This is a genomic window from Paenibacillus glycanilyticus, from assembly GCF_051200795.1.
In the GTDB taxonomy this organism is placed as follows: domain Bacteria; phylum Bacillota; class Bacilli; order Paenibacillales; family Paenibacillaceae; genus Pristimantibacillus; species Pristimantibacillus glycanilyticus.
The window spans coordinates 1110001-1130000 of the sequence record NZ_CP195155.1; the positions used below are offsets into that span (position 1 = coordinate 1110001).

Annotated in this window: 11 protein-coding genes, 3 tRNA genes and 1 rRNA gene (2 of these 15 only partly in view); 13 read left to right on the forward strand and 2 right to left on the reverse strand. The window is 49.8% G+C overall.

Annotation, left to right across the window (positions count from 1 at the left end; translation table 11 throughout):
- The 4 genes from ACR9FF_RS04945 to ACR9FF_RS04960 form a co-directional block, all read left to right on the forward strand.
- A 23S ribosomal RNA gene (locus ACR9FF_RS04945) occupies positions 1-2797 on the forward strand; it begins 137 nt to the left of the window's first position.
- Between the two features lie 66 nt (positions 2798-2863).
- Positions 2864-2939, forward strand: a tRNA-His gene (locus ACR9FF_RS04950).
- Between the two features lie 29 nt (positions 2940-2968).
- Positions 2969-3043, forward strand: a tRNA-Gln gene (locus ACR9FF_RS04955).
- Positions 3044-3048: 5 nt separating this feature from the next.
- A tRNA-Gly gene (locus ACR9FF_RS04960) sits at positions 3049-3123 on the forward strand.
- Positions 3124-3214: 91 nt separating this feature from the next.
- Here the strand turns inward: ACR9FF_RS04960 and ACR9FF_RS04965 are convergent.
- The gene (locus tag ACR9FF_RS04965; protein WP_435169451.1) at positions 3215-4057 is read right to left on the reverse strand and encodes a CPBP family intramembrane glutamic endopeptidase; all 843 of its coding nucleotides are present in this window, start codon (positions 4055-4057) and stop codon (positions 3215-3217) included.
- 220 nt (positions 4058-4277) lie between these two features.
- On the opposite strand from ACR9FF_RS04965, the gene ACR9FF_RS04970 reads away from it, so the two are divergent.
- The 7 genes from ACR9FF_RS04970 to ACR9FF_RS05000 all read left to right on the forward strand — a co-directional run bounded on the left by ACR9FF_RS04970 (position 4278) and on the right by ACR9FF_RS05000 (position 13580).
- Positions 4278-5258, forward strand: a complete 981-nt coding sequence (locus tag ACR9FF_RS04970; RefSeq protein ID WP_201009142.1) for a sugar ABC transporter substrate-binding protein — start codon at positions 4278-4280, stop codon at positions 5256-5258.
- Complete coding sequence (locus ACR9FF_RS04975; RefSeq protein WP_127499222.1) at positions 5255-6700, forward strand: sensor histidine kinase; 1446 nt, start codon at positions 5255-5257, stop codon at positions 6698-6700. Before ACR9FF_RS04970 ends, ACR9FF_RS04975 begins: the two co-directional genes overlap by 4 nt.
- 3 nt (positions 6701-6703) lie before the next feature.
- Complete coding sequence (locus tag ACR9FF_RS04980; protein WP_435169454.1) at positions 6704-8251, forward strand: response regulator; 1548 nt, start codon at positions 6704-6706, stop codon at positions 8249-8251.
- A 27-nt stretch (positions 8252-8278) separates the two neighbouring features.
- On the forward strand, positions 8279-9388 hold the full coding sequence (xylF, locus tag ACR9FF_RS04985; protein WP_435169456.1) for a D-xylose ABC transporter substrate-binding protein: 1110 nt from the start codon (positions 8279-8281) through the stop codon (positions 9386-9388).
- 181 nt (positions 9389-9569) lie between these two features.
- Entirely contained in the window at positions 9570-10670 is a 1101-nt protein-coding gene (locus tag ACR9FF_RS04990) for a sugar ABC transporter substrate-binding protein (protein ID WP_435169458.1), read from the forward strand.
- 94 nt (positions 10671-10764) lie between these two features.
- A complete protein-coding gene (locus ACR9FF_RS04995) occupies positions 10765-12285 on the forward strand; it encodes an ATP-binding cassette domain-containing protein (RefSeq protein WP_435169460.1) in 1521 nt (506 codons plus the stop codon).
- An 83-nt stretch (positions 12286-12368) separates the two neighbouring features.
- Positions 12369-13580: a sugar ABC transporter permease gene (locus tag ACR9FF_RS05000; RefSeq protein WP_435169462.1), complete on the forward strand. Its 1212-nt coding sequence runs from the start codon at positions 12369-12371 to the stop codon at positions 13578-13580.
- Between the two features lie 51 nt (positions 13581-13631).
- On the opposite strand, the gene uraA is transcribed toward ACR9FF_RS05000, so the two are convergent.
- Positions 13632-14939: a uracil permease gene (gene uraA, locus ACR9FF_RS05005; RefSeq protein ID WP_127499235.1), complete on the reverse strand. Its 1308-nt coding sequence runs from the start codon at positions 14937-14939 to the stop codon at positions 13632-13634.
- A gap of 228 nt (positions 14940-15167) precedes the next feature.
- Between uraA and ACR9FF_RS05010 the strand changes: the two genes are divergently transcribed.
- Together ACR9FF_RS05010 and ACR9FF_RS05015 are read left to right on the forward strand one after the other, a co-directional pair.
- Positions 15168-19382 (forward strand): choice-of-anchor I family protein, encoded by a 4215-nt coding sequence (locus ACR9FF_RS05010; protein ID WP_435169465.1) that lies wholly within the window; start codon positions 15168-15170, stop codon positions 19380-19382.
- Positions 19383-19516: 134 nt separating this feature from the next.
- Positions 19517-20000: the 5' portion of a DUF1273 domain-containing protein gene (locus tag ACR9FF_RS05015; RefSeq protein WP_435169467.1), read on the forward strand. The gene runs 110 nt beyond the window's last position; the window shows 484 of its 594 coding nt (coding positions 1-484); the start codon lies at positions 19517-19519; the stop codon falls past the right edge of the window.

Here is a 20000-nt window from a genome sequence, read left to right on the forward strand (position 1 = left end):
GTAATGGACAGTCACTGTTAACTGAATACATAGGTTAACAAGAGGCACACCAGGGGAACTGAAACATCTAAGTACCCTGAGGAAGAGAAAACAAAAGTGATTCCGTCAGTAGCGGCGAGCGAACGCGGATTAGCCCAAACCAAGGAGCTTGCTCCTTGGGGTTGTAGGACGTCTCACATGGAGTTACAAAGTTGTAGATTAAACGAAGAGGTCTGGAAAGGCCCGCCAAAGAAGGTAAAAGCCCTGTACTTGAAAGTCTGCAGCCTCCGAGACGGATCCTGAGTACGGCGGGACACGTGAAACCCCGTCGGAATCCGGCAGGACCATCTGCCAAGGCTAAATACTCCCTAGTGACCGATAGTGAAGCAGTACCGTGAGGGAAAGGTGAAAAGCACCGCGGGAGCGGAGTGAAAAAGAACCTGAAACCGTGCGCTTACAAGAAGTCAGAGCCCGTTAAAAGGGTGATGGCGTGCCTTTTGTAGAATGAACCGGCGAGTTACGTTCACGTGCAAGGTTAAGTCGGGAAGACGGAGCCGCAGCGAAAGCGAGTCTGAATAGGGCGAATTAAGTACGTGGTCGTAGACCCGAAACCGTGTGATCTACCCCTGTCCAGGGTGAAGGTGCGGTAACACGCACTGGAGGCCCGAACCCACGAATGTTGAAAAATTCGGGGATGAGGTGGGGGTAGCGGAGAAATTCCAATCGAACTCGGAGATAGCTGGTTCTCCCCGAAATAGCTTTAGGGCTAGCCTCGGTTAAGAGTGTCGTGGAGGTAGAGCACTGATTGGGTGCGGGGCCCGCCAAGGGTTACCAAGTCCAGTCAAACTCCGAATGCCATAGACATGTTTACCGGGAGTCAGACAGTGAGTGCTAAGATCCATTGTCAAGAGGGAAACAGCCCAGATCATCAGCTAAGGTCCCCAAGTGTGTGTTAAGTGGGAAAGGATGTGGAGTTGCAAAGACAACCAGGATGTTGGCTTAGAAGCAGCCACCATTTAAAGAGTGCGTAATAGCTCACTGGTCGAGTGACTCTGCGCCGAAAATGTAACGGGGCTAAACACACCACCGAAGCTATGGCATGTACCTTATGGTACTTGGGTAGGGGAGCGTTGAATGCGGATTGAAGTCAGACCGGAAGGACTGGTGGACTGCATTCAAGTGAGAATGCCGGTATGAGTAACGAAAAGACAAGTGAGAATCTTGTCCGCCGAAAGCCTAAGGGTTCCTGAGGAAGGCTCGTCCACTCAGGGTAAGTCGGGACCTAACGCGAGGCCGAAAGGCGTAGTGGAAGGACAACAGGTTGAAATTCCTGTACCACCGTAAACCGTTATGAGCAATGGGGTGACACAGAAGGGCAGTGACGCAGGCTGATGGAATAGCCTGTCCAAGCAGTGAGGCAGAGTTGTAGGCAAATCCGCAACTCGCGTAAGCTAGGCTGTGATGGGGAGCGAAAATTGCAGTAGCGAAGGTCATGTACTCCGGCTGTCAAGAAAAGCCTCTAGCCAGGTGAAGGTGCCCGTACCGCAAACCGACACAGGTAGGCGAGCAGAGCATGCTAAGGCGCGCGGAAGAACTCTCGTTAAGGAACTCGGCAAAATGACCCCGTAACTTCGGGAGAAGGGGTGCCTCGGTAGGGTGAATAGCCCGAGGGGGCCGCAGTGAAAAGGCCCAAGCGACTGTTTAGCAAAAACACAGGTCTGTGCGAAGCCGTAAGGCGAAGTATACGGGCTGACGCCTGCCCGGTGCTGGAAGGTTAAGGGGAGCGGTTAGGAGCAATCCGAAGCTGTGAACCGAAGCCCCAGTAAACGGCGGCCGTAACTATAACGGTCCTAAGGTAGCGAAATTCCTTGTCAGGTAAATTCTGACCCGCACGAATGGCGTAACGACTTGGGCGCTGTCTCAACGAGAGATCCGGTGAAATTTTAATACCTGTGAAGATGCAGGTTGCCCGCGACAAGACGGAAAGACCCCATGGAGCTTTACTGCAGCTTGATATTGGACTTTGGTACGATCTGTACAGGATAGGTGGGAGCCTGAGAAGCATGAGCGCCAGCTTGTGTGGAGGCGACGTTGGGATACCACCCTGATCGTATCGGAGTTCTAACCTGCTACCCTGAATCGGGTAGAGGGACCGTGTCAGGTGGGCAGTTTGACTGGGGCGGTCGCCTCCTAAAATGTAACGGAGGCGCCCAAAGGTTCCCTCAGAATGGTTGGAAATCATTCGGAGAGTGCAAAGGCATAAGGGAGCTTGACTGCGAGACCAACAAGTCGAGCAGGGACGAAAGTCGGGCTTAGTGATCCGGTGGTACCGAATGGAAGGGCCATCGCTCAACGGATAAAAGCTACCCTGGGGATAACAGGCTTATCTCCCCCAAGAGTCCACATCGACGGGGAGGTTTGGCACCTCGATGTCGGCTCATCGCATCCTGGGGCTGAAGTAGGTCCCAAGGGTTGGGCTGTTCGCCCATTAAAGCGGTACGCGAGCTGGGTTCAGAACGTCGTGAGACAGTTCGGTCCCTATCTGTCGCGGGCGCAGGAAATTTGAGAGGAGCTGTCCTTAGTACGAGAGGACCGGGATGGACGTACCGCTGGTGTACCAGTTGTTCCGCCAGGAGCACCGCTGGGTAGCCAAGTACGGACGGGATAAGCGCTGAAAGCATCTAAGCGTGAAGCCCCCCTCAAGATGAGATTTCCCAATTAATAAGACCCCTTGAAGACGACGAGGTTGATAGGTTCGGGGTGGAAGCACAGCAATGTGTGGAGCTGACGAATACTAATCGGTCGAGGGCTTATCCTACTACTGCTTAAGATAATTCAAACTTTCGCATCCAGTTTTGAAGGTGCAAAAAGCACCGATTACATGGCGGTCGTGGCGAAGTGGTTAACGCATCGGATTGTGGCTCCGAGATTCGAGGGTTCGATTCCCTTCGATCGCCCCATTATTACCTTACAAAAAACCTATAATTGTTGGGGATTAGCCAAGCGGTAAGGCAACGGACTTTGACTCCGTCACTCCAAGGTTCGAATCCTTGATCCCCAGCCATTTAAGCGGAAGTGGCTCAGCGGTAGAGCATCGCCTTGCCAAGGCGAGGGTCGCGGGTTCGATTCCCGTCTTCCGCTCCATATAATAAACACAAGATTACTTCAGATAGGAAGTAGTCTTTTTTTATATTTACACACAAAAGCGCTGACACTCGGTCAGCGCTTAAAGACATTAATGAGTTTTATTTTTTCTTCGATAAAGAAAGTAAACGGCTATTATGCCGAGGATAAGGACAAGAGAGGCCATATAGCTTCCTTCTGCGCCAAACTCTCCGCCTGACAGTTGGATCGGGCCGTTGTCGGTTATTTGAAGAACGGCCGGTACTGGCTCCGTTCCGGATACTTGAAAGCCGTATACGTAGCCTTGGAAGAAGTTCCAGCTCATATGAAGCCCAATCGGCCACCACAAGCCTCCGGTTAATTCCCTTGCTATTGAGAAGAGGATGCCTGCCAGACAAATATTAATGAACGGAAACGGCGTCTCGTACATATTCGGATTCATGCTGTGCATAAGTGCAAAAATAATCGAGCTTACGATAATGGCAGCCGGTGTTCCATAATGATATTTGATAAGTCCCTGAATGTATCCACGTGTGAATAACTCTTCGGATAAGGCGACAACTATGTATAAAATAATGCCCTCAAGCAAGGAAAGGATTAAGGTCTGATTCCATTTTGAGGCTTCCCAGCTTACACCGCCTGCCGCCCAAATCAGAATGGCAGAGAGGGTCATAAGGAGAATTCCTGCAAAAAAACCTTGAAGGCCGCGGTCTATTCCATGCTTTTGCTTTAGTCCCAGCGGCCACTTGCGCTTTCGTTCAAACCACGCGTACATGGCCAAGGCAGACCCGATAAAGAGCACCGTCTGCAGGTATTGAGTCCACCGCGCCTCTCCAACCTTAGTGATCTCATCCATATCGGCGCCTGTTGCGGCAGCGTAGATGGCGTAACCGATCCCCACAATAATCATAATCCCAATAGGGATTAACCCGCTTAATACAATTTTGCCCGCCACGCTAAAAAACTTTTTAATCAGAACCACCATCCGTTTTCTAATTTTAAAATACCATATAAATCCAATACTGCTATAAAATTATAGCTTTTTGATTATTTTAATGTCAATTCTTTATGTGCGAAAAATTTACATTTCTTGACTAGGTCTATTGTGCTATGATGAGGGCAACTATGGATGGAAGCGTTTTAGTAGATTGTTTCATAGACAAAGGAGCCGACAAATGAGGAAACTCGTCATTGTCCTGTTATCTGCTATATGCCTGGTGCTGCTAGGGTTTACCCTCTCTTCCTTTATACATGTGTTCCATTATAATTTGTCAGCCCCTGCCGATGTGGGCAGCGCGAATAAAGCCGGTTACCGCCTCATTCTCATTACCCAAGAGATGGATACGCCGTTTTGGGATAAAGTTGAGAACGGAGCATCCAAGGCCGCCTCCAAGTATGGAGCCGAGCTTGAAGTATGGGGCAGCTACGGAACCAATCAGGAGGATTTTCTGAAAAATATGGAGATCGCGATCGCCTCTAAAGTAGACGGCATTCTTGTCCAGGGTCTAAATACGGATGAGTTTAATCAATTGGCAACGGTTAAGGCTGCCGGAAACGGAATTCCGATCTTTACGATTGCTAACGACGTGCCGATTGAAGACAGCTTAAGAAGGACTTACATCGGTTCGGATCATTATAAGGCTGGCCAAATGATAGGAACCCAGCTTGCCGAAGATCTTGGGCATAAGGGCAAGGTTGTGCTTATGGTATCGGATCGTCAGGAGGATTTTCAGAGCAAGCGGCTTAACGGCATTCTTAACATCTTGAAGTTCTATCCGGACATCGAACCTATTACGGTAGTAGCAGGGGACACGAGGGAGAAGGTGGTTGCGGCTACCAACGAAATTATGAATAAAGAGCCGAATGTAGCTGCTTTCGTATCGGTCACGGCAAACAATGCAAGCGCGATGGTGCAGGAGATTGGCAAGCGCGCGCAGCTAAGCAAGTTCCATATCTACTCCTTTGACGACAGCCCGGAGATCAAGACCTTGCTGAAGGAAAAGAAGATGAGCGGCATTATCGAGCAATCCCCGGAGATGATGGGCGAGCTAGGCGTGCAGTTAATGGTGCAGTGGCTGAAGGGCGAGACCTTCCCCCTAAAGTATGATGGTTATTTTACGGATATTCGACTCCTTAAGGCGGATGAACTCCAATGAATACAGTCCAGAAAAAGATATTGTCGCTGACCGCTATTGTCCTGTTTATCATGGTTGCGATCTGGTTTATCCTCACTTATTACAATCAGAAGATGCAGGATCAATATAACGATATTTTGCAGCGGTACCTGCAAATGAACGAGGTAAGCGCATCCAGCCAGCAGCTGGTCACTTCGCTCAACAACTACATACAAACGCCAACCCCTTCGAAGCTTTCTAATGTCGAGGGCGATCGGAAGAGACTATTGGACGCGCAGCTGCATATTGCGGATCTGCGCAACAACAGCAATCATTTTACCTTGACCAATTATTTGAACCTCATCGACAGTCTGGTGGACTCCACGAATCGGTCAATCCGTCTATTGAACGAGAAGAACAATGAAGAAGCGCTTAATGATTTTACCGAGGCGACAAGGCTATCGAAGTATATTTCGGAGATGACGCTAACGCTGCTTGGGACCGAGCTTCAGACGTACGACCAGTTCTACCGCGGCATGATTATGCAGTCCGTGGAGCTGAAGAAGCTTGGGGTGTGGATGCTGGCGTTGATCACCTTCCTCCTCCTGCTGTTTACTTATTGGTTCTCACTGAGCATCACCCGTCCAATCCAGCGTCTTACCCAAGCGGCCCGCGAGCTGTCGCGGGGAAGATTCGATACCCATATCGAAATTTACGCCAATGACGAGATCTCTTTCCTCGCCAAGACCTTTGACCGGATGAGGATCAACATCAACAATCTGATCTCGGAAATTCAGACGAAAGCGCAGCTCGAGAGCGAGCTGCAGAAGAATAAACTGCTCCTGCAGGAGAGCCAGTTGAGAAGCCTGCAGAGTCAGATCAATCCGCATTTTTTGTTTAATACCTTGGATACGTTATCGAAAAAGGCTTATTTGGAAGGCTCGCTGGAAACAAGCGATCTTCTGACAAGCGTGGCAAGGCTGCTCCGCTACAACCTGAAGCGGTTAGACAGACCGGTTACGCTTTATGAGGAAGTCCGCGTATTGCGCGAATATATTTTTATCCAGAAAACAAGGTTTACGGAACGGCTGCGCTTTGTGGAAGAGGTGGATGAGGAGTGCTTGTATGTCCAGATTCCGGGGCTTACGATCCAGCCGATTATCGAGAATGCCGTTATACATGCGATAGAGCCGCTTGAGGATGGAGGCACGATTACGTTTCGCGTCCGGGACGAGGGCTCCGAGATCAGAATCGAGATTGAGGACGAAGGCAGCGGCATATCGGAGGAGAAAATATCGCACATCATGGAGGACCGGTTTGCCAGCCAGGAGGGAGACGGGCATTCGACGGGCATTGGCTTCGGCAATGTAATTAACCGGCTGCGTCTTTATTACGGTCGGGAGGATGTTATGGCCATTCAGAGTGAAGTGGGCAAAGGAACAAAAGTGATATTGAAGCTGCCGAAGGAAAGGGAGGCCGGTTAACGCATGTATAAGCTGTTGATTGTGGATGACGAGCAGATTGAGCGCGAAGGTTTAAAGGCCATCCTCCAGCATGGATTGCCGGACATTATTATTGAGCAAGCGAAGAACGGGAATATAGCGGTACAGCTGGCGGAGGAATTCCGTCCCGACTTGATCTTAATGGATGTGAAAATGCCTGGAATCAACGGACTGGAGGCGGTCGAGCTGATAAGCGCAAATCAGCCGTCGATCAAATTCATAATGGTAACGGCTTACGATACGTTTGACTACGCGCGCAAAGCGATCAAGCTTGGCGTCAAGGACTATCTCCTCAAGCCAAGTAAAGCCTCCGAGATCGTAACAACCGTTCAGCGCGTTCTTCATCTCATTGAGGAGGAGCGGAAGACGGTAGAGACAACCGAGCTTCAGCGAACGGCTCTGCAAAGAGTTATGCCGATTATCGAGACGGATATCGTTACGCAATTATTGTTCGATCATGTTCATGAGGTGCATTTGGATGAGCTGGTGGAGCTGCTTGGCGTGCATACGGCAAACGAGAAGTACGCGATGACCGTATTACTGCCTCCAGGCGCTGAAAGCTGTTATATCTCTATTAAAGAAAAGGTTCGAACAATGGGAAGCGGATGGGTTGGCGCGATGTACGGACGTCAAATTCCGATCATCGTGTTTCCGGAGGCCGACAGGTCTTACCGCTCCCAGGCGGTGACAATGGCACGCGAATTGCTCGCCGTGGCGAAGGCGGACGGCAATGACGGCTGGTTTGTGGGGATCGGCGGCGTTTATGAGTCGCTCGATCAGATTCGGCAGTCGTATCAAGAGGCGTTAATGGCTTCTATTGATCCGTCGCTGCCGGTTAAATACCGGTTTTATGAGGATACCCCTGTTCTTGGCGTGACGCGCGACGGCTATCCGGTCAAGCAGCTCGAGCAGCAGCTGTTCGACCGGATCCGGCTTGGGCAATGGGAGCAGGTCCGCAACGATTTGACGGATTTCGTCCGCCGTTACGAGAATGAAGGGGCAAACCTCGTGCATGCGCAGCAGCGTGTACTCGAGCTGCTCTGGATTGCCTCCCGCGTACTGCTTGAGATGGGCGTCGAGATCGATACGCCGATGTTCTCCTTCCAGGCGCAGGATTACAGGCAGCTTAGGACGGAGTCCGAGCTTCTGCTAGAGCGGATGAGACAGTCGTATACGGAGCATCATGAACGGATTGAGCCGGATGCGATACAACAAATCAAGCAGTATATTACGGATCATTCGCATGAGGATATTTCGCTGGAAGCGATCGGGCGAATGGTTGGTTTGAGTCCTTTTTATATCAGCAAAATGTTTAAAGACCAGCTTGGCATTAACTATATCGATTTTCTGACCGAATGCCGCATTAAGAAAGCGATCAAGCTGATGGCCGATCCCGAGCGGAGTTTAAAGGAGATTACTTATATGGTTGGTTACCATGATCCAAATTACTTCAGCAAGGTATTCAAAAAGATGTGCGAGGTTTCCCCAACGGAATACCGTAAGACGCTCCTTGGCAAATCGGCTTCGAGCTAAAAATTTGGGATGAAGGAAGAGAAGCGAATGAAACTGGGCTTCGCGAGGAGAAGGTCTACTCTATTTATTGCCGTTCTAATCGTCTGTTTCTTTTTGTCAGCTTGCGACAGCAATAGCGGCGGTAGAGCGACAGCCGAGAACCTGAATAATGAACAGCCTAAGGCCGCCACAGCCCCTTCCGATCAGACGAATAAAAGGATTAAGATCGGCTTTTCGATGGATACGCTCCTCGAGGAACGCTGGCTGAAGGACCGGGATTTATTCCGCGAGGCATGCGAGGCGCTTGGCGCGGATGTGGAGATTATTGCGGCTAACGGGGATGACGCCAAGCAGATTTCCCAAGCGGAAGCATTAATCAGCCAAGGGGTCGACATTCTTGTTGTTGTTCCCCATAACGCGGATGCGACGGCAGCCATCGTGAAGAAGGCGCATTCGGCCGGCATTAAAGTGCTTGCGTACGACCGTCTCATAAAGAACGCCGACGTGGATTTGTACGTATCGTTTGATAACGAGGCGGTAGGAGAGCTGCAGGCGGAGGCGATTACCAAGCTTGTGCCGAAGGGCAAGTTTGTTTATATCGGCGGCGCCGATACGGACAATAACGCGCATTTATTCAAGCAGGGCGTATTTAATGTTTTGCAGCCTTTTATCGACAGAGGGGAAATCACGGTTGTCTATGATCAATGGACGAAGGATTGGACCCCGGTGAATGCCTTGGCCAACATGAAGGATGCGCTTGAAGCGAATAACAATAAGATTGATGCGGTTATTGCGGCAAACGATGCTACGGCGGGTGGTGTCGTTCAGGCGTTAGCGGGGCAAGGGCTGGCGGGCAAGCTGCCGGTTGCCGGCCAGGATGCCGAGCTCGCCGCCGCGCAGCGGATTGTGGAAGGAACGCAGACGATGACCGTGTATAAGCCAATCAAGCTGCTGGCCGACAAAGCGGCCGAGCTTGCCGTCAAGCTGGCGAAAGGCGAGGATACCGGCGCGGATCGGACCGTCAATAACGGCAAGATCGAAGTGCCTTCCGTGCTGCTGTCCCCAATCGCCGTAGACAAATCCAACATTGACGAGACGATTATTGCCGACGGCTTCCATTCCCGTGAAGACGTCTATAAGAACGTCGTTAAGAAGTAAAAGCGAATAAGACTAGCTCGTTTCAGACGGGCTAGTCTTATTTTTTTGCCTGCGGCTCCCGCAGTTCAAAAAAGTCTAGGCAGTTATAAAAGAGTGCTATATAACAGCGCTTTCATTGGAAGTTGCCCGTGCTATAGTTGGTCGTGTAAGGAACAAAGACATTATTGGAGGGGTAACGAAGATGAAAAAAGGCTTCAAATCGTTTGCGCTTTTGATGGTTGTTCTGCTGCTCACGGCTTTGGTTGCGGCATGCGGTAAAAGCGACAGCAAAATCAGCGTTGGTATCGTTCTTCCGACAAAAGACGAAACAAGATGGATTCAAGACGAGGAGCGCTTCAAGGATGCGCTGAAAGATTCCAAATATACAACGGAAATTTTGTTCAGCCAAGGCTCTTCGGCAAAAGAAAAAGAAAACGTGGAAACATTGATTAATAAAGGCATCAAAGTCCTTATTATCTGTCCTCAAGACGGCGATGCAGCCGCGGCGGCCGTTGAAGCTGCGAAAAAAGAAGGCATCAAGGTTATCTCTTATGACCGTCTGATCACCAATACGGACGCGGTTGACTACTACGTAACATTCGATTCCGTAGCGGTAGGCGCGGCACAAGCTCAATACCTGGTTGATAACGCTAAAGGCAACGGCCAGCCATTGTACCTGTACGCAGGCGCAGCTTCCGATAATAACGCATTCCTGTTCTTCCAAGGCGCTTGGAACGTACTTCAGCCAAAAATCGCTGACGGCACTTTCAAAATCGCGAACTCCAGCGAAGCTGAAGCTCTTAAAGATACAAAAGACCTGTCCCGCGACCAAATGAGCAAAATCATCGGTCAAGTCACAACGAACTGGGATCCTAACGAAGCGAAAAACAAAGCTCAAACTCACTTGACTGCCGCAGCTGCAGACATGAAAGGCGATGTAGCTATCCTGGCTCCAAACGATGGCACGGCACGTTCCATTGCTGACGTATTCAAAGCGGATAGCGCGATCAAGAGCTATGTAATAACTGGTCAAGATGCTGAAAAAGCTTCCATTCAATATATCATTGACGGCAAACAATCGATGACGGTATTCAAAGACGTTCGTACGCTTGTTAAAGACGCAATGGGTATGGCTGTTGACATTCTGAACGGCAAAGACCCGCAAACTACAGGTTCTTATGACAACGGCAAAGTAGAAGTGAAAGCAAAACAAACCGACGTTATCGTCGTGAACAAAAACAACGTGAAGGAAAAACTGATCGATTCCGCTTACTACGCGGCGAGCGATTTCACAGGTCTGTAATCGTAAACGAATAAAGGTTTAAGGGGGAATAGTGATAGATTCGTCTATCACTATTCCTTACTTGCAGAGTTGTTTGCTTAAGGAGTGTATAGTGATGAGCAACTACATTTTGGAGATGAACAATATCTCGAAGGAATTTACGGGAGTCAAAGCGCTCTCGGACGTGAACTTCAAGGTGGAGAAGGGCGAAATTCATTGCCTTATCGGCGAGAACGGAGCCGGCAAATCGACTCTGATGAAGGTACTGAGCGGCGTTTATCCCTATGGCACCTACAAAGGCGATATCGTGTTCGAAGACGATATCCAGGCTTTTAACAAAATCAGCGACAGCGTTAAAGCCGGCATCGCCATTATCTATCAGGAGCTGGCTTTGTTCCCCGATCTTACGGTTTACGAGAACATTTTTGCAGGCAACGAAATTAAACGTGGCTCAGTAGTGGACTGGAATCAGACAATCGCCGAAGCCAAGAAGATGCTTCAAAGGGTTGGATTGAACGTAAATCCCGAAGTACTGATTAAGGAACTGGGGATAGGGAAGCAGCAGCTGGTCGAGATCGCCAAAGCATTAAGCAAAAACGTAAAGCTGCTCATACTGGATGAACCAACGGCAGCTTTGAACGAGAATGACAGCGAGAACCTTCTCGATCTGCTCCGGGAGCTGAAGAAGCAGGGCATTACCTGCATTATGATCTCCCATAAGCTGAAAGAGGTCATCTCCATTGCGGATAAAGCGACGGTGCTTCGCGATGGACGTACTATATGCACCTTGGACGGGTCCAAGGGAGAAATCACGGAAAACAATATTATCCGAAACATGGTTGGCCGCGAAATTGAAGATATTTATCCGAAGAGAAACAGCAAATCGTTTGGCAGCACCATCCTTGAGGTGAAGAACTGGTCCGCTTACGATCCTCAGCTGGGAAGACATGTCGTCAAGAATGTGAACCTGCATGTTAAAAAAGGAGAAATCGTCGGAATAGCCGGCTTGATGGGCTCAGGACGCACGGAGCTTGCTCGCAGCATCTTCGGCAATCCAAAGTCTTATAGACTGCAAGGCGAGCTTTTGGTAAACGGGTCCGCCAAATCGCTCAAGCATCCTAAAGATGCAATCAAGGAAGGCATTGCTTACGTAACCGAGGACAGGAAGGGCGACGGGTTGTTCCTCATCCAGGATATTAAGAACAATATCTCTGCGGCTAACCTGAACGGAATATCCCGGAAAGGCGTCATCAATGACAATAAGGAAATCCGGATCGCCAGCGATTACAAAAGCTCGCTAAACGTTAAGGCTCCATCCATCGAACAGATCGTGGGCAATCTTAGCGGCGGCAATCAGCAGAAGGTATCGCTTGGCAAATGGCTGTTCGTAGGGCCGCAGCTGCTTATCCTCGATGAGCCGACACGCGGTATCGACGTAGGAGCGAAATTCGAGATTTATACCATTATGAACAAGCTGATTGCGGAGGGAATGAGCATTATCATGATCTCTTCCGAGCTTGGGGAAATTCTCGGCATGAGCGACCGCATTTATGTCATGGCCGAAGGCGCGATTAAAGGCGAGCTTCCGATCGAAGAAGCGAACCAAGAAAATATTATGCAATTCGCAACGCAATAGATAATGCTTACGAAGAAGCATGAATCGCCGCGATCGGCGTATAACGGCCTTTTGCGCAGCCATTCATTTTAGGAGGATCACCCATGAACTTAGTCACTCAGGGCAATAAAGAACACAAGACAAACATCCTTATCGAAGGCAAATCCTTGCTGAAAGTAAATATTCGCGAGTACGGCATGTACATTGCTTTGTTTGTAATTATGCTGACGTTCTCGATTCTTACGGACGGCTTGTTTATGTCTTCCCGGAACATAAGCAATCTTCTTGACGCTACAGGGTATATTGCAGTGCTTGCGGTAGGCATGACGCTTGTTATCGTGATCCGCCATATTGACTTGTCGGTTGGCTTTGCCGCAGGCTTTCTGGGAGCGATTGCCGCTATTCTACTCTCGCAGGCAGGTGTCCCGGTATACCTTACGATCCCGATTATCTTGATTTTCGGTATTATTGTAGGCTTGTTTAACGGCGTGCTGGTTGCATCGCTTGGCATCCCGTCCTTCGTAGCTTCCCTCGCCGGCATGTTAATCTTCCGCGGAGCCTTGCTTCGCGTAACCGAGAAGACCGGTACGATTATCGTCAAGGACGAGCATTTTAACGCGCTCGGTAATGGCTATATCCCGTCGTTGTTCAAGCTGGACGATCTGAATTTCCTGTCCCTCCTGCTTGGCGTGCTTGTTATTCTTCTCTTTATTTACTTTGAGGTCTCCAAACGCCGGAACAAGATTAAATACCAATTCGAAGTCATCTCCAAGGGCATGTTCACCGTAAAGCTGATCTTCGTATCCGCGATTATTGCTTACATTACTTATATTATCGCAGGTTATAACGGCTTCTCCTGGACGGTTATTATCATGCTGCTCGTCGTTGTGATTTATCACTTCCTGACCACAAGCACCGTGCTTGGCCGTCATATTTATGCGGTAGGCAGCAACCCGGAAGCGGCGCATTTGAGCGGGATCAACGTGAAAAAGATTACCTATATCGTATTTGGTTCGATGGGTCTTCTATCCGCCTTGTCCGGCATTCTCTTCACGGCGCGTCTGCAGTCGGCAACAACAACAGCCGGCACGCTGTTCGAGCTTGACGCGATTGCGGCAGCTTATGTAGGCGGGGTATCCGCTGCAGGCGGCGTGGGTAAAGTTACAGGTTCGATTATCGGTGCAATCGTTATGGCTTCGCTCTCAAGCGGGATGAATCTGATGGGGGTCGGTATCTCTTATCAATACATGATTCGCGGCGGCGTGCTTGCGATTGCGGTAATCTTCGACGTAATGACGCGGAGAAAAAGAAGCTAGTTCAAGTATAAAAAAAGCCCAGCGGCCAATTGGCCGCTGGGCTTTTGCGTTTTAATGACCGGAAGCTTCCGAATCATTGGACAGGCGAGTAATTTCGAAGATCTTGAAGAGCAAGCTCAGGATAATCGCTGTTACGGTTGCAAGCGCCATTCCCGAGAGGGAGAAGTCGCCGATTGTAATTTTCGCGCCGCTAAGGCCGGTTACGAGAACAACCGTTGTCAGGTACAGGTTCGTTGGTTTGCTGTAGTCGATTTTGGACTCGACAAGCATCCGGAGACCCGAAGCCGCGATAACGCCAAACAGCAGGAGCGATACGCCGCCCATAACCGGAGCGGGAATACCTGCGATCAGTGCCGAGAACTTGCCGAAGAACGACAGTACGATAGCGAATACGGCTGCTCCGCCGATAACAAACGTGGAATAGACGCGCGTAATCGCAAGAACGCCGATATTCTCTCCGTAAGTCGTATTAGGCGTAGATCCAAGGAAGCCGGACAGAAGCGTCGAGATGCCGTTGCCGAGCAGCGAACGGTGCAGGCCCGGATCTTTGGACAAATCCTTTTTAACGATATTTCCTGTTACGATCAAATGGCCGATATGCTCGGCAAGAACAACCAGGGAAGCGGGAACGATCGTCAGAATAGCCGCCCATTCAAAGGTTGGCGTCGTAAACGTAGGGGCCGCAAGCCAGTTGCTCGCCGATACGTTATCGAAGTTTGTATAGCCCAGGAAGTAAGAAAGCAAGTAGCCGCACACGATACCGACCAGAATCGGAATGATGCGCATGAAGCCGCGGAACAGAACTGAACCAAGCACGGTAATCAGCAAGGTGACGATGGAGATCGTAATGGCCGTTCCGTCCGGTGTCCATACTTGGTCAGCCGGTGCGCTTGGCGCTTTGATCCATCCAGCCATGCCGGCTGCAACCGGAATAAGTTCAAGTCCGATAACCGCAACGATGGCACCCATCGCGGCAGGCGGGAAAATGACGTTAATCCAGCCGGTACCCGCGGCTTGGATAATAAGCGCAACAACGGTGAACACAACGCCCGCTGCAATAAATCCGCCAAGTGCTGCGGCGTAACCGTCAGAGTGGGAAGCGTGGTTGCCGATAACCGCTCCGGCAGGTGCGATAAACGCAAAGCTGGAGCCGAGATACGCGGGAATTTTACCTTTTACGATAAATAGATAAAGCAGAGTGCCGATCCCGTTCATCAAAAGACAGATCGCCGGGTCTACGCCAAGCAGGTTCGGAACGAGTACGGTTGAACCAAACATCGCGAACAAATGCTGTATGCTCAGCATGAGGCTTTGGCCCATTGGCGGCCTTTCGTGGACGCCGATTTCTTGTGGTTTCATCTAGCTGTAACCCTCCATAACATAAAGTCAACTTTTGCGCAACTTGCTCGATTTTACATAAGTATAGTGTTGCTTGGCAAGACATTTCTTAATCCATGCGCAATTTGCAATTATTCAGGATGGGAAATAACAATGGTTTACAATATCTTAAACTACCTATTAACTTTTAGAAAACATTCCCCCATTACAATTTTAGTAGAATCTATGAAATGGGAGTGAAACTAATAAATGATCAATAAAAGCAGGCGCTTCTTGTCCATTTTCCTTGCTGCCGAAATCGCCGCTACAGCCTTACTGGGGACCGGTGTGGCAATGGCGGATGGCGGCGTAACTCCACTGGCGGGAACTCCTTACAATACTTCTAATGAATACAGCGTCAGTGTTCCGCACGTTATTATCAATCAGGTGTACGGTGGTGGAACTGCTGCTTCAACGGGGGTTTATTTCACTAACGGCTTCATTGAGCTTTACAATCAGACTGATAACGATATCAATCTCTCCGGATGGTCTTTGCAATATAACGATCGCGGTACCAGTGCGACAACAGGAGCAATTACATCAGACTGGAAGAAGCTTGATTTGACCGGCACGATAAAAGCACATTCCTCTTTCCTAATCACGGGGGCGGCAGCGAATGTGGCTGCAAACGCAGGTGATGCCAAAATCAGCCTTACCGGAAAGGCTGATCAGGCCTGGGATACGCAATTTTTTAATAACAAAGGCATGAAAGTAGTCCTGATGAGCAATCAGACTCAGCTTGCAGCTTCCGACTCCAATCCATTTAATACAAAGCCAGCCGGTTATGTAGATATGGTTGGTACAGGCAGTAATGATCCTGGCAGTGACATCGACGGATACGAAGCAGCATACCCAACAGGTTCTACCGAAGGCACATCCAAGAAGAAAGCTATTCGCCGCAAGACAACAGTTGATATGGATAATAATAAATCGGATTTTCAACAAGTTGATTACGAGGCATTAAATGTAGCCGGAAAAGAAACGGAACTGGCGGCTACCCTACCTCATAACGGCGCTTTCGGCCCATGGGGAGTAACAACGCCGGAACAGCCGGAAACACCTCAAGTTGATCCGGTAACGATTACAACAACCGCAATCACAGGAGCAACAATTGGCACTGCTTATACGGCTACGGTTGCTGCAACCGGCGGAACGGCGCCTTTTACTTACAGCGCAACGAATCTGCCAGCTGGTCTTACTATTAACAGTACTACCGGTGAAATCACGGGTACACCTACAGCGGCTGCCAAGTCTTCTCTAATTACAGTGACTGCGACAGACAGCGCGAATCCTGTTGCAATGGGAACCAAATCGTTCTGGCTTACAATCGGCCAGCCGCTTCGCGAGATGAAGGATACTTTGTCGGTTGAGAAGATCGGGAGCTTCTCGCTTGGCGTCACGAATAAAGACGGCGGCGTTGCCGAGATCGTAAAATTCAACAAAGACAACAATAAGTTTTATTTGGTCAACGGCTCCGGGAATCCTCCAAGTCTCGAGATTGTAAGCCTGGGCCAAGCATCGGGAACACTGGCGAAGGAGAAAACCGTTCTCGTGAAGGATCTGTCGGAGACAAACGGTTTCGTTTACGGTGACCTCACAAGCGTAGATATCAATACAACAACGAAGCGGGTTTCCGTTTCTGTACAAGAGAAGGATCCGCTTAAGCCTGGTAAAATAATTGTTCTCGATTATGACGGCAATTACGTAACCGAATACGGATCGGGCGTGCAGCCGGATATGATCAAATCGACCGAAGACGGCCGTTATATCCTTACGGCTGACGAAGCGGAGCCGCGCCTTGTCACGAAGGATGCCAAAGGCAGCATCACAATTGTAGATACTGTAACCGGTACATCTACGCCAGCATACTTCGATGACCCGTCTGTCATTGAAGATGGCGTCCATATCCGGGGCGAGCTGGATCCGGTAACGAATACGGTTAAGTCGAGCGGTTCAAAGGAAGATGCTCTCTACGATCTGGAACCGGAATACATTACGCTATCCGCTGACGGAAAGACCGCTTATGTAACGCTTCAAGAGAACAACGCCGTAGCGGTTGTTGATATTGCTGCGCATAAGGTTACCGCGGTAAAAACTCTTGGTCTCAAGGATTACAATGATCCAGCAAATGCGCTAGATGTTCAATCCAATGGCGCCATCCAATTGGAGACAGTGCCGTTTAAAGGCATGTACATGCCAGACGGCGTTGCTTCTTATACAGTTAACGGCAAGACTTATCTGCTTACGGCAAACGAAGGCGACGCTTCGGAGTTCCGCGTGAACGCAAGCACGGTAGGTGCGCTTAAGGGCAGCCTGGATCCTGATTCGGAAGCCTATAAGTTCCTGAAAGACACAACAGCCTACGACGCGATTGAAGTAGCGGGCGATATGGGCAACGACGGTATTTACATGTACGGCGGCCGTTCATTCTCGATCTGGAATGCGGATTCGATGGACCAGGTATACGACAGCGGCAATGATTTCGAGAATATTACGGCTCAGCGCGTTCCGGATTACTTCAACGTCAGCAACAGCAAAATTACGATGGATGACCGCAGCGTGAAGAAAGGTCCGGAGCCGGAAGACATAAAGGTTGGCAAAGTAGGCAATAGGCAGCTTGCCTTTATCGGTCTGGAGCGCGTAGGCGGCTTGATGACGTATGACGTGACGGATCCGGAGAATCCTCAGTTTACGAACTATACGAATACCCGTGTATTTAAAGGCGCGGACAATAAAGTGAATCTGGATACGGATACCGGTCCGGAGGGTATCGAATTTATACCTGCATCGGTCAGCCCGACCGGAAAGCCATTGGTGCTGGTTGCTTACGAAGTAGGCGGTAAAGTAGGCATCTACCAGCTTAACGTAACCCAAGTGTCTATTGCCCAGAAGGCCCTCTCACTTACAGCGGGCGGAGCTGCCGGCCAATTGACGGCAACGGTTGTGCCTGCAAACGGTGCTTCGAGCATCGTTACGTGGTCTTCCTCGGATTCCGGCATTGCGACGGTTGATCAGAATGGCAAGGTTACTCCTGTGAAAGCAGGTACGGCCGTCATAAAAGCAACAAGCGCGGACGGATACGCTATAGCGGAAAGCACCGTAACTGTAGCACCAGGCTCTATCGTTGTTACACCGCCGGATCAACCGAGCAGCGGCGGAACCAATGGCGGAGGTACAACTGTAATCGACAACGGTTCTAACGGCGCGAATGTAGTGACGAAGGTTGAAGCAACAACCAACGGTTCGGGTAAAGCAAGCGCAAATGTGACATCCAGCCAGTTTGCATCTGCTTTGAAAAAACTGCGTAACGAATTGTCAGCCGGCCAGACAGGCAGCTTGACGGTATCGGCTATACCGGATAGCAAAGCGAAAGAAGCTGCAATTGTTTTTGAGAAGGGGACCTTCACCGAAGCTAAAGATGCAGCACTGACGAATTTAACGATTGAAGCGGGAGTAGGCACGGTATCCTTTGACTCAAAAGCTATCGCATCTATTGCAGCAGCTTCGAAAAACAATGACGTTACGATTACCGTTCGCCAGTCTGATGCGGCAACGGCCGGTGCAGGCTTAACGGGTGTTAAGCGTACCGAATTCCTGCAAGCTGTGGGGAGCCATCCGGTGTTTGATTTTGCGGTAAAAGCAAACGGCAGTGCAATTACTACCTTTGGTGGAGGCACTGCACATGTTCAAGTACCGTATACCCCATCGGCAAGCGAAGACCGCAATGCGATTATCATCTATTACGTCTCGGATAACGGCGAGCTTGTAACCGTACCGTCCGGTGTATATGACCCTGCTACGGGTACGGTTAGCTTTGATGTCACTCATTTCTCCCGTTATGCGGTAGCGTACAACAAGAAGTCCTTCAAGGACACAACATCCAGCTTCGCGAAAGACGCTATTACGTATCTTTCGGCACGCAGCATTATTTCCGGCACAAGCTCGAATCAATTCTCGCCAAAAGCGAAAATGACGAGAGCAGATTTTGCGGTCCTTCTGTCCCGCATCGCAGGTGCTCAATTAAGCAGCTACAAAGCAGGCAAGTTCTCGGACGTGCGTACGACCGATTATTATGCTAATGCCGTGCAATGGGCAGCGGACAAAGGTATTGCAAGCGGAGTAGGCGGCGGTAAGTTTAATCCGAAAGCTTCTATTACCCGTGCGGAAATGGCGGCTATGCTGGTTCGCTTTGCGGGCGTGATGAACGTCGAGCTTCCTGCCAGCCAGAAGGCCATTACCTTTGCAGACGGCAGCACTATTCAGGCAAGCGTGAAGGAAGCGGTGAAGGCCGTTCAGCAGGCGGGCATTATCAACGGCAAAACGAAAGCCGGCCATTCCGGCGTTTACTTTGCGCCTCAAGATGTTGCAACTCGCGAAGAGACAGCCAAAATGCTTGCCGTATTCATGCAGTTAATGAACAAATAAGATAAAACGAAGAAGAGCTGTCTCCATGGAGGCAGCTCTTTCATTATCTGCATAGATGAAACAGAACGTACATTCTCTGACGCTCCGCCTCCGAATGCTGTTATATTGGATGGATGAAGAAATGAGGTGGACCTTTGAAGACGTTGTTTGCAACCGGGTATCGGGCACATGAGCTCCAAATCTTTAATCAAAAGCATAAACATATCCCCTATATAAAAAAAGCGATCGAAGCCAAGCTTATTCCTCTCATTGAAGAAGGGCTGGAATGGGTCATCACGCCGGGGCAATACGGATTTGATCTTTGGGTGTGCGAAGTAGCCCTGGAGCTTCAATCGGTATACCCGCAGCTGAAGCTATCGATCATTACCGCTTTTATGAATCCCGAAGAGCAGTGGAACGACGAGAAAAAAGAGTACTATCGGCAGATAATAACCAAAGTTGATTATTACGGGGCGGTAAGCCATCAGCCATATGCAGGCCCTTGGCAGTTCCAGGCGAGAGACGAGCTGTTGTTCCGCAAATCGGAGGGGCTGCTTCTTTTCTACGACGAAGAGGCGGCGGAGGGAAGTCCGAAGTACGTAAAAGAGAAAGCGCTGAAGAAGCATCAAGAGGATGGGT